The 11,814-nt window shown below is 69.0% G+C and carries 9 protein-coding genes; 4 read left to right on the forward strand and 5 right to left on the reverse strand.

The window, feature by feature from the left end:
- Positions 1–8: 8 nt before the first annotated feature.
- On the reverse strand, positions 9–1,268 hold the full coding sequence (locus C6361_RS00175; protein WP_107266319.1) for an ABC transporter substrate-binding protein: 1,260 nt from the start codon (positions 1,266–1,268) through the stop codon (positions 9–11).
- A 587-nt stretch (positions 1,269–1,855) separates the two neighbouring features.
- Between C6361_RS00175 and C6361_RS38935 the strand changes: the two genes are divergently transcribed.
- Positions 1,856–5,578, forward strand: coding sequence for a carbohydrate-binding protein (locus C6361_RS38935; RefSeq protein WP_159079089.1), 3,723 nt, complete (start codon positions 1,856–1,858; stop codon positions 5,576–5,578).
- Positions 5,579–5,879: 301 nt separating this feature from the next.
- On the opposite strand, the gene C6361_RS00185 is transcribed toward C6361_RS38935, so the two are convergent.
- Positions 5,880–6,824: a DMT family transporter gene (locus C6361_RS00185; protein ID WP_107266321.1), complete on the reverse strand. Its 945-nt coding sequence runs from the start codon at positions 6,822–6,824 to the stop codon at positions 5,880–5,882.
- Between the two features lie 54 nt (positions 6,825–6,878).
- Positions 6,879–7,961: an EamA family transporter gene (locus C6361_RS00190; protein ID WP_199853178.1), complete on the reverse strand. Its 1,083-nt coding sequence runs from the start codon at positions 7,959–7,961 to the stop codon at positions 6,879–6,881.
- A 79-nt stretch (positions 7,962–8,040) separates the two neighbouring features.
- On the opposite strand from C6361_RS00190, the gene C6361_RS00195 reads away from it, so the two are divergent.
- Positions 8,041–8,919 (forward strand): LysR family transcriptional regulator, encoded by an 879-nt coding sequence (locus tag C6361_RS00195; RefSeq protein WP_107266323.1) that lies wholly within the window; start codon positions 8,041–8,043, stop codon positions 8,917–8,919.
- Between the two features lie 222 nt (positions 8,920–9,141).
- Here the strand turns inward: C6361_RS00195 and C6361_RS00200 are convergent, their stop codons facing one another.
- Entirely contained in the window at positions 9,142–9,888 is a 747-nt protein-coding gene (locus C6361_RS00200; protein ID WP_107266324.1) for a MerR family transcriptional regulator, read from the reverse strand.
- 55 nt (positions 9,889–9,943) lie between these two features.
- Here C6361_RS00200 and C6361_RS00205 point away from each other — a divergent pair, with 55 nt between their 5' ends.
- Positions 9,944–10,615, forward strand: a complete 672-nt coding sequence (locus C6361_RS00205; RefSeq protein ID WP_107266325.1) for a hypothetical protein — start codon at positions 9,944–9,946, stop codon at positions 10,613–10,615.
- Between the two features lie 77 nt (positions 10,616–10,692).
- Positions 10,693–10,962, forward strand: a complete 270-nt coding sequence (locus tag C6361_RS00210; RefSeq protein WP_107266326.1) for a hypothetical protein — start codon at positions 10,693–10,695, stop codon at positions 10,960–10,962.
- Positions 10,963–11,047: 85 nt separating this feature from the next.
- On the opposite strand, the gene C6361_RS00215 is transcribed toward C6361_RS00210, so the two are convergent.
- Positions 11,048–11,794, reverse strand: a complete 747-nt coding sequence (locus tag C6361_RS00215) for a helix-turn-helix transcriptional regulator (RefSeq protein ID WP_234359224.1) — start codon at positions 11,792–11,794, stop codon at positions 11,048–11,050.
- Positions 11,795–11,814 lie beyond the last annotated feature (20 nt).

Genomic DNA, 11,814 nt, shown 5'->3' on the forward strand with positions numbered 1-11,814 from the left:
TCGTCCGTTCAGCCGCGGAGGGCGTTCTTGACGTTGGTCAGCGCGGTGTTCCACGCGTTGGCCGGGTCGACCTTGCCCTGCTCGACGCTGGTGAGCGTGTTGAGCAGTTCGGATCCGATGGTGGCGTCGTCGGGGCCGATATAGAACGGTTTGATGTTCACGACGGACTCGGTGTAGATCTTGCCGATCGGCGCGTTGGAGAAGAACGGGTCCGTCTTGCCGACGAGCTGCGCGTCCGAGTAGACGGACGGCGTCGTGGGCAGGGACCCCTGCGACACGAAGTGCGCGAGCTGGCCGGCCGGTGACTGCATCTCGGTGATGTAGGCCCACGCCGCCTTCGGGTTCTTCGCCCGCTTGGGGATGGCGAGATAGCTACCACCCCAGTTGCCCGAGCCACCGGGGATGGTGGCGATATCCCACTTGCCGGCGGTATCGGGCGCATTGGTGCGGATGGAGGTGAGCATCCACGACGGTGCGGACACGACGGCGAAGTCACCCTTGCTCATGCCGGCGGTCCACCCGGTCGAGAACGAACTCTGCTTGGCGGAGATGCCGGTGGCGAAGACCTTCAGTGTCAGATCGAAGGCGGCCTTGACCTGCGGATTTCGATCGTACGACAGCTCGTGGGTCGCATCGTAGTAGCGCTCTGTTCCCTGGTTGACCGCCTGGAAGAAGATGCTCGTCGGCGTGTTGTCCAGGAACGGCTTGCCGGTCTTCTGGACGTACTGCCTGCCGACCTCCGCGAACGCGTCCCAGGTCGGCCACAGCTTGGACACCTGGTCCCGGTCGGTGGGCAGACCGGCGGCCTCGAACAGGTCCTTACGGTACGCGATCGCCATGCCACCCACGTCCGTCGGTATCCCGACCACCTTGCCGTCCTCGGTCACCGACTGCTTCATCACCCAGTCGAGATAGTCACCCTTCATCTTGTCGGCGCCGAGCGTGGAAAGGTCCACGAAGTTTTCCGGGGACTGCATGAACTTCGGCAGGTCGTCACCCTGGATCAGCACGAGGTCGGGCACCTTGCCGCCGGCCAGTGCCGCCGTGAGTGCCTGGGCCGTCTCGCTCGTGCTGCCCACCTCGGTGAGCTTGATGGGGACGTCGGGGTGTGCCTTCTGGTAGACCTCGACGTCGGCCTTCTGGTTGATCCCGGTGAACGACCAGAATTCGAATCCGGACGAGGAGTCGCTGTCCGAGCCTGGCGAACAGCCGGACGTCAGCAGCAGGGCTGCGGCGAAGACGGCTGTGGAGGTGATGGCGCGCTTCACAGGGCCCTCCATACGGTGGGCGGTCCGGTGGTCCGGGCCGACCGCGATGAATCACGGCGAATCAGATGTCGACCGGTACACCGTGTGGCGGCGGGGATGGGTTTTTCCACCTGCGGCTCGGGTGCGAGCCACGGCCCAGTCGTCGTGGACTTCGCTGCGAAGTCGTATCGAAACGTCGAAAGGTATCTATCTAATACGTATGACGTATGAGGATACTCACCGCAACCCAATTCGTCAACGACCTGTCGTTGCGGAGCCCTGAATCCACCTTGACCCGGCGGTTCGGCGCCGCGTCCGACCTATTCGGACGAGGTTCTCGGTGGTCCGCCGAGGGGCGCCCTGACCTGCTCGGCGACGGTGGAGAGCGCCCGCCGTGCGGTGAGTTGGATCTTGCGCGACGCGGCGGTAGGGGGCAGGATGCGGGGAAAGCGCTTGCCCAACGCAGGGCGATGCGAGATGGAGACCAAAAAGTGCGAAAGACATTGCGTACCCTCGTACCCTTGCCCCTGACGCTGGTCCTGAGTCTGTCACTGTCCGGCTTCGGTTCTCCGGCTGCGAGCGCTGCCCCCGCGTCCAGCCTGCGCCCGATGGAGTATCTGACCCGCGGCCTGGTCGCCGCCCAGACCCCGGACGGCATATTGCTGAGTTGGCGTTTCCTGGGCAACGAACCCGACGGCATCTCCTGGAACGTCTACCGCAAAGACGGCGACGCCGACTTCGCGAAGATCACCACGATCGCGCCCAGGGACGTTGCGCCGGAGAGCAACTACGAGACCAACCCCGGCATCGTCAAGGAAGACGTCACCCCGTCCAACTACACCGACCCGGACGGTGCGCTCAGCTCCGTGTACGAAGTCGCTCCGGTCGTCAACGGCGTCGAGGGCGAACGGCAGGGCATGAGCGTGCCCATGCTGTCAGCCCTGGCCGGCCAGGCTGGCCAAGCGGGCCGGGGCGCGGCGACCTACATCCCGCTCAAGCCCGCGCCGGCTCCCGTGCCGCTCGCCCACTTCACCTACCGCAACCAGCGGTTCGGCCCGGGTACCAACCTGAACGCGGCCAACATGGTCATCCCGGGTACCGAGAACCAGAACTGGTACGTCGTCGACATGAACCTGCTGCGCGCGTTCCGGGTGGCGTACGACGATCAGGCGACCGTGACCCAGGAGCAGCTGGACGGTTGGGTCGCCGCGCTCAACGAGCACAACATGACCCCCAACGCGCTCGGCGTCGCCACCTACACCGCCCCTCGGCCGCTGACCAACTCTCTGGTGAACGGCAAAATCACCAAGGCGCTCTACGACGAACTGGAAGCCGAGTTCATCAAGTACGTGCAGAACCTGGATTCCGGCACGTCGCTTCCCTACGCGAAGACCAGCACCGGCGCGATACACACCTCGCAGAGCAGCCCCTACTCCACCCATGACATGACGGTGGGCGATTTCGACGGCGACGGCGAATACGAGATCGTCGTCAAGTGGCGCAGCACGCAGCAGGATCCGATGTATTCCGAGCCGATCTTCGGCGGCAGCAACACCACCACCGCACCCGAGTACATCGACGTGTACAAGCTCGACGGCACCATGCTGTTCCGGATCGACATGGGCTACAACGTGCGGGCGGCCAACGACCACGAGACCACGCTGTTCACCGAGGATTTCGACGGTGACGGCAAGGCCGAGCTGATGCTCAAGACCGGGCTGGGCACCCGCATCGGCAACTGGGACGAGGCGTCGCAGTCCGTCGTCTACCCGAACACCCTCGGCACCGTCGTGGGCGGGGAGGACGGCCTGAAGACGACCACGGACAAGTTCCAGGAGTACTTCGCCAGCGGCAATACCGCGGCTCTGGACACCTACTGGTCGCTGCTCAACAGCTTCACCATCAGCTACCGCAGCCCGGTGGCCGGAGGTGGCAACGACGGGGTCAACGATCCGGCCCTGAAGCGGTGGATCAAGACGTACCACGTCGGCCCGATCGGCCCGGCAAAGGACGACCAGGAGTTCTTCTCGGCCTTCCGGTGGGACGCCGCCGCCGGCAAGGGCGTACTCATGGACAGCGCCAAGTATCCGCATCCCTACGAGGGGAGCGTGGACGGCGACAACTGGGCCATGACGCCGGCCACCCAGCGCGGCAACTTCTCCTACCTGGCCTACCCCGGTCCCGGCGCCGGTAGCGGGCCCGGTGACTACAAGTCGCAGATGATGGCCCCCTCGGAGGCGTACTGGCTTGAGCACCCCTGGAAGGCGGCGGTCTGGGGCGACGCGCAGGGCAACCGCGCCAACCGCTACGTCGGCGTCGTGGCCGCCCTGGACGGCAAGCACAACTATGCGGTCTCGCAGCGCGGCTACTACGTGCGGACGACGATGGCCGCCTTCCGGATCGTCGACGGCAAGGTCACCCTCCAGGCCAGCTTCGACTCGAACGACCCGCAGTACTGGTCGCTGGGCGGCACCGCCTACGACTACCAGAACCGCGGCAACCATCACACCGATTCGGGCGACCTCGACGGCGACGGCCGCGACGAGATCGTGATGAAGGCCATGGTTCTCGACCTGAGCGCCGACGGCACCAAGATCCTGCCCGAGGTGATCAACGGCGACACCATGCCCACGATCGAGGGGCAGAACGGCGTACCTCCGGTCGCCGGCAGCTTCGAGTTCGCCACCGACGCGGTCCGGAACAACCCGCAGAACACCTGGGCTCCGCTGCGGCACGGCGACCGCAACGCACTACTCCCGGTCGACAAGGACGACCGCATCCGGATGTGGTCCGGCAGCGAGGAGAACCTGCTCGACGACATCCGCACCGGGCGGCAACACGGCTGGATGCCCGGACCGGAGGCCCACGACCCGATGAAGGGCAAGCGGCGCAACGACCAGGGCCAGATCGTCCACGAGAACTCGATGGTCTTCGGCGTCTACGCCGGCACCGACGCCGAGGGCGCGGTGGCCGGCAACTTCTCCAACCGCTGGCCCGGTGCGCAGGGACACTCGCAGAACGGTGCCCGGAGCATGGTCACCGGCGAACTCCTGAACGGCAACCGCAACCTGAGCAGCGGCCAGTACGCCATCTGGTTCGGCGGTGGCCTGACGGCGATGGCCGCCAGCAACGCGACCATCAGCACGGTCGACGATCTGACCTTCGCGACCTCCCCGTATCTCGCGACCGGTCTGACGTCGACCGGCAACAAGAGCACGCCCACGCTCAAGGCCGACCTGTTGGGCGACTGGCGCGAGGAGCTGGTGCTCCGCGCGTCCGACAACCGCCTGGCCATCGTCACGACCCTGTCGCCGACGGAGTACGGCATCCGTACGCTGATGCACGACCCGATGTACCGCCTCGGGGTGGCGAACAAGAACACCGGCTACGACCAGTTCGGGTTCGCCAGCTTCTACCTCGGCGACGAGGCCGAGCTGCCCCGGATGCGGACCGACATCGCGATCCCGGCCGCGCCCGACACGACCGCTCCGACGATCACCGTGAAGCCGGAGTCGAAGGGGCGGGACGGGGTCTACCGCGAGGTCTCCTTCAAGCTCTTCGACGCCGGCAAGGTCGACCGGCTCACCCTGAACGGGGTGCCGAAGGACCTGACCGACAACACCTACTCCGACCTCAACGGGGTGCGGCCGGGTGTCTTCGGCGGCAGGGCCGGCAGCAACGAGCTGAAGGTGTACGACGTGGCGGGCAACGTCACGACGCTCACCTTCGAGCTGGATGTCACGGGCCCGACGGTGACGGTGAAGGACGGCGCCACCGAGACGGTCGGTACGCCCGCCGCCGGGTACGAGCTGGTCTCGTTCAAGCTCTTCGACGCCGGCAAGGTCGACAAGCTCACCCTGAACGGGGTGCCGAAGGACCTGACCGACAACACCTACTCCGACCTCAACGGGGTCAAGCCCGGTGTGTTCGGGGCGGTACCCGGGGCCAACGAGCTGCGGGTGTACGACGTGGCGGGCAACGTCACGACCGTCACCTTCACGCTGGTCGAGCCGAATCCGGCGGTTCCGGCGTGGGACCCGAAGAAGGTGTACAACAACGGCGACCAGGTGTCCTACAACGGGGCGACCTACATCGCCCAGTGGTGGACGCAGAACGAGAAGCCGGGCAGCACCACGACGGGCGCGTGGCGGGAGCAGGGCGCTCTCGTCCCGGCGGCCGGGGCCGGTGTCCGGGCCTGGACCGCATCCTGGGTCTACACCGGCGGCGAGACGGTCGCGCACAACGGCCACACCTGGAAGGCCAGGTGGTGGAGCCGGAACCAGCAGCCGGGCGAGCCCAACGGTCCGTGGCAGGACCTCGGCACGTACTGACAGGCGACGCCAGGGGAGGGCCGGTCCGCGAGGGGCCGGCCCTCCCTGCCGTGTCGGGATCCACCAGTGGTGGCGTACGGCGACGCCGGGATCACCGGGTGGGGAGCCTGCGCAACGCCTCGGCCAGCTCACGGGTCGGTTAGAAGATGCGTACGTCGGTTTTGAGACAGCGTGATCGGAGCCGCTCCGCGTCGCCGCGCCGGCCCGGCTCAGCACCACGCAGAGCGCGGAAGCCCAGCCGACCGACCAGGGGCGACTTCGGGCCCGGCAGCGTGCCGCCGAGCCACCGGTCTCCGACGTGTTACTCGTGCCGCGCTGGCCGGCGTCCGGGCTGACCGGTCTGCTCGGCTGACATGTCGTCGCGCGTGACGCGGGGCCGGATGCGGTTCTCCGCGTAGGCCACACTGACCAGGACCACCAGGCCGCCGACGACGAGATTCCAGGTGATCGCCTCTCCGAGCAGTACGGCGCCGATCAGCACGGCGAAGACCGGGACCAGGTAGTTGACCGCGGACGCGGCGGTGGCCCCGGCATCGCCGATGAGCCGGAAGTACAGCACGTAGGCCAGCCCGGTGCTGAACACGCCGAGGAACAGGACGCTGCCCGCGACCCGGCCGGTGATCTCCGGGGTCTGCCAGGCCAGGAACGGGGTGGCCAGGCCCTGTAGCACGGCGGCGGCGACCAACTGTGACGCGGCCAGTGACAGTGGGGCGAGGCCACGTGGGGAGAGGAACCTACGGACGTAGACGAAGCCGATCGCGTAGCTCACCGCAGCACCCAGGCAGGCCAGCCGGCCGCTGAGCGTGCCGAGTTCGGAGTGCCACGGCCCGACCAGGAGCACCACGCCGACGAATCCGCCGACCAGGCCGACGACCTTGCGTGTGGTGGCGCGCTCGCTGGGCAGCGCGGCGGCGGCCAGAGCCAGGGTCAGCAGTGGCGTACTGCCGACCAGAACTCCGGCGATGCCCGCTCCGGTGCCCTGTTCGCCGTAGGACAGCAACAGGAACGGGATGACGTTGCCGAACAGGGCCGCGCCGGCGAGGTGTCCCCAGACGCCCAGGCCGCCACGGGGGAGGGCGACCTTTCGGACGGCGGCGATGGCCAGGAGCACCAGGGCGCCGAGGACGAGCCGGCTCAGCACGATCTGCGCCGGGGTGAGCCCTTCCAGGGACACCTTGATGAAGGTGAAACTGGCGCCCCACAGCAGGGCGAGCAGTACGAACCGGGCCAGAGTCCCGTTGGTCATTTCTCCTCCTGGTGCGAACCCGGCCGACGACTGCGGGGCGGGGTGCGTGGCTGGTCAGACATGACGGTCTGCCGGTAGGGGTTGGCCCAGAGGCGCATCCGCTGCTCGTCGGCGTACAGGGCGAGGCGGCTCCTGGAGTCCCGGCGTCCCCGGTGCGGTCCTGGCCCGCCCTGCCGTCGGGACGGTGCCGGGAGTCGGCGGGGTTGGCACGGTGCGGGAACCAGAGCCTGTCACGTCGATCGCCTCCGCCGGTGGAGTGGGTGCGTCGCCCGGTCCGCCGCTCCGGGCCGCCGACAACTGCCCCGCCGCGAGCGCGGTGAGTGCCAGGCCGAAGCCGAGCGCCTGGACCGGGCCGAAGGTCTGGTCCAGGACGACGGCGCCGAGTGCAGCGGCGACGAGCGGCGAGATCAGTCCGAGTAGCGCGACGGCGGCGACGGGCAGGGTGCCGATGCCACGGAACCACACGGCGTACGCGACGAGCCCGCCGACCAGCCCGAGCCAGACGTACCCGCCCAGCCCGGGAAGGTCGACGGCGGGAGGGCGACCTTCGAAGAGCGCGGTCAGGGGGAGCAGGACCAACCCGCCTGCGGTCAACTGCCAGCCGGCGAACACCACCGGGCGCACCTCGTCGGTACGCCAGTGCTTGGTGAGCGTCACACCGAGGGCCATCGACAACGCGCCCGCGAGCCCGGCGAGGAGACCGACCGGGTCGAGACCCGCCTGCGGGCCGAGGACGACGAATCCGACGCCAGCCGCTCCGGCCACGCCCCAGCCGATGCGCCACCACGACGGCGACTCCCGCAGGATGCCGACCGCGAGGCCCGCCACGACCAGCGGCTGGGTCGCGCCGAGGGTGGCCGCGACACCGCCGGGCAGCCGCTCGGCCGAGACGAAGAGCAGCGGGAAGAAGAACCCGATGTTGAGGGCGCCGAGTAACAGCGATCGCCACCACCACACGCCGCGGGGTAGCACGCGGAGCACCGCCAGCACGACGAGTCCGGCCGGCAGCGATCGGACCAGGCCGGCGAAGAGCGGATGCCCGGCGGGCAGGAGTTCGGTCGTCACGACGTACGTCGTGCCCCACACCGCCGGCGCGAAAGCCGTGACGAGTGTCCGCGTGCCGGTGGAGGTTCCCATGGCCACCAGCCTGTGGCGTCAGCAGTGATGAGTCCAACGCATTGTTGTCATGCGTTCGATCGTGATCGACGATTGCCGAGTGAACCTTCAGCAACTCCGATACGTCGTCGCGGTGGCCGAACTCGGCAACTTCACCCGGGCGGCCGAGCGGTGCTTCGTCGTACAGTCGGCGTTGAGTCACCAGATCGCGAAGCTCGAGCAGGAGTTGGGTGCGCGGCTCTTCCACCGCACCAGCAGGTCGGTGGCGCTGACCCCGGCCGGCGCGGCCCTGCTGCCGGCCGCCCGCGAGTGCCTCGCGGCGGCGGAGCGCGTGCAGGCGGAGGTCTTCGCGGCGACCGGCGAGATCCGCGGTCGGCTCGCCGTCGGCATGATCCCGACCGTGGCGGCCGTCGACGTGCCGGCCGCGCTGCGGGTCTTCCATCAGGAGTACCCGCAGGTGCGGATCAGCCTGCTGACGGCCGGCAGCGACGACCTGGCCGACCGGGTTCGCGCCGGTGCGCTCGACGTCGCGTTCCTGGGCCTGGCCGAGGAGGTCGAGATCCCGGACCTGAACAGCCAGCAGCTCGCCCGCGACCCGCTGGCCGCGCTGCTGGCTCCGGACCATCGACTCGCCGGCCACGAACGGATCCGGCTGGAGGCGATCTGCGCCGAGAGGTTCGTCGACTTTCCCGCCGGGACCACCGGCCGGGTCCAGGCCGACCGGGCGTTCGCCGCCGCCGGCCTGGAGCGTACGGTCGCCTTCGAGATCACCGACCCGCACATCATGGCGCGGCTCGTGGCCGAAGGTCTCGGCGTCGCCCTCCTCGCCTCCACCTTCGCGGTACGGCTGCCCGGCGTGACCGTGGTACCCGTGGTGAACACGTCGTACCGCCTGGAGCACCTGGTCTGGAGCCGACTGGGACCGACTCCGGCAGCGAACGCGTTCATCGCTCGGCTGGCGCGGCTGGCGCGACCCTAGCCTCGCTCCGTCTCGACCGACCTCCGCCTGCTCTCCGAGAAGCTCGCGCGGCACAAACCGCCCGAGCGGCGGTTGCCGTTCGGGGATTCGGCCGAGCGATATCGAAACCTGTCGGCGGATCGCGGAGGCTCTCGCCTCGGCCGACTCCTCCCGTTACCAGCCGACCCTGCCACCGACACGCACTGGGACGACCGGCCCAGGCCCGGTGCCCGTGGTGCGGCATCAGTGCGGGTTCGTGCCGGCGTCGCGGCGGGTCGAAGGTGTCGCGGGTCGCACGGGTACCTCCAGGACCGTCGCGACGGCGTGGTCAGCGTCGACCAGGTGCTCCTCCAGGGTGGGGCCGGCGACGGTCAGGGCACGCCGGTGCAGCCAGTCGAAGAGGTCGAGGCCGGCGCGGACCACTCCGGTTGCCGGTGGGACGACGGCCCGCACCACCGTACGGGCGGGCAGGTCGAGGCGTTCGCCGCCCCGGTCGGCCGGGACTGCCGCGACGAAGTTCCCGGTGGGGTGTCCGGTGAGCCAGGTGAGCAGGGTCGTCGGTGGTGGCGGGCACAGGGCGGCCAGCGCGGACGGGTGGGCGATGCGCAGGTGGCGCACGTACAGGCGGCGCGGGCCCACCGTGGCCGTTTGGGGCAGGACCGACATCGGTGTGGCGAGCCGGTCCTCGGCGATGGCCACGGCTGCGGCCTTGGCCGCGAGGTCGCGGCGAAGGGCGTTCACGGTCTCGGTCAGGGCCTGCTGTAGCTGCTCGTCGGGGGCGTCCAGGACGTCGGCGATCTGGCGTAGTGACAGCCCGAGGTGTTGTAGCCCTCGGATGCGTTCCAGGCGGGCCAGTTCGGTTACTCCGTACCACCGGTAGCGGGTGGTGCGGTCCACTGTGGCAGGAGCGAGTAGGCCGACCCTGTCGTAGTGCCGCAGGGTGCGTTCGGACACCCCGACCATCCTCGCCAGCTCCCCGATCCGCCACACGCCGCCCTCCTCCTGGCTTGACCCTCTCCCTGTGTCAGGGTTTTAGCGTGCCGCCATGAGTCCCGCTGACCAGCGCTCGGCGGCCCGGCTGACGGGCGCGCTGCTGTTGATTTCGTTGTCGGCCATGCTCGCCGGTGTGGCCGTTGTCGTGCCATCGGGATTGACCCTTAATCCGGCCGATCCCGCTGCCGTGTTGGCCGTGGTGAACGCCCGGGTCGGGTCGCACCTGATCGGGTTGGGCCTCGATGTCGTCGGCTGGCTCGCCCTACTCGCGGCCGGGCTCGTGACGACGGCCCGCCCCACCGGCGGTAAGCCACACCTGGTGACGCTCGCCGGCGGACTGCTGGCCTGTGCCGGCTTGGCGGGCCTGCTCCACGACGCCGGAAACCTCGCGTTGACCCGGTTGGCCGCCGATCCCACCGACCCGACGACCACTGTCGTGGCCGGGGCGGTCCTCGTCACCGCCAAGTGGGCTGTCAACCTCGCCGGGCTGCTCTGGGTCGCCGCGACCGTGACGACCGCGCTCGGCGTACCGCTGCCCACCGCGTTTCGTCGTACCGGCCTGATCGCCGTCGCCTCCGGCCTTGCTGCGGTTCTGTTGCCATGGACCACCGGGATCGAGGGCCCGTCGGCAACGCTGGAACAGCTCGGCTACGGCCTCCATCTGCCGGTCATGGTCTGGTACGGCGTACTGGGCTGGTGGCAGATCCGCAACAGCCACCGATAGCCACGGGCGTGCCGGCGGCGGACGCGCTCCACCAGCGTTGGATGAGTGCGTTGCAACCAGAGGGCCATACTGATGCGGTGAGATCGCGGTTCGACCAGACATCGGCGGAAGCGGCCGAGGCGCGCGGTGACTGGGCTACGGCGATCGTCCTGGTCGGTGAGTTCGCCGAGTGTTACAGCCGTGACCCCTACCGGCACAACGCACACCTGTGGCACATGGATCTGCTCGTCAAGGCCGGACTGCTGCGCGAGTTGGCCGATCGAGCCGAGGCGGACGTGCACGCACGACGCCGACTGGACCGGTTCCGGTACGAGCAAGGCCGCGACGGTGAAACCGGCACGCGGTAGAGCGTAGACGTCCCGGCGGTTGGTCAGGAGCGAACGACGGGGATGGCCCTGGTCGCGGCGGCGGTTGCCTGCCGCGACTCGTCGATCAGCCGGTCGGGTAGGAGCCCGGCGTGTGGCCGAATGCGCGCCGGAAGACGTCGATGAAGGCGCTGGTGGAGGCCCAGCCGCATTGGTGCGCGACGGTGGTGACCGCGGTCTTCTCGGCCAGCAGGACCAGTGCGTGTTGCAGCCGCAACTGGGTGCGCCACTGTGGAAACGTCATGTTGAGGTCGCTGCGGAAGAGCCGGGACAGGGTGCGATCGCTCGCGCCGACCTGGTGGCCCAGTTCGGCGAGCGTGCGGCTGTCGGCCGGATCGGCTCGCAGGATGTCGCAGAGCGTGCGCAGCAGGGGCGAGGCCGGCGTGGGCAGGTGCAGCGGTTGTTGGGGGGAGGCCCGCAACTGATCGAGAAGTACCGCGCGCAACCGGATCCGTTCGGGACTGTCGTCGTCGGGAGTGCGGGTGTAGGCGATGATCAGTTCACGCAGCAGCGGGCCCACCGCGAGCACGGTCGGGGTATCCAGGCCGAGCGGGTTGTCGGTCGCGGGCAGCCCCACCAGATGCAGTTCCAGTTCCCCATGGGCCCTGTGGGCGTGAACGGTGCCGGCCGGAACCCAGATGGCGCGGGTGCCGGGGGCAACCCAGGAACCCGCGCTGGTCGTGACGGCCAGCACCCCACGGCCGGCGTAGACGATCTGGTGGTCGTCGTGCCGATGGGCGTCGATCGTGCCGCCCGACGCCAGCCGCTGGGTGCGGGTCGGCGCCACCGGATTGTGGCGGATTTTCGTCATCATCCGTCAGTTTATCGGAAGCG

Source organism: Plantactinospora sp. BC1, from assembly GCF_003030345.1.
In the GTDB taxonomy this organism is placed as follows: domain Bacteria; phylum Actinomycetota; class Actinomycetes; order Mycobacteriales; family Micromonosporaceae; genus Plantactinospora.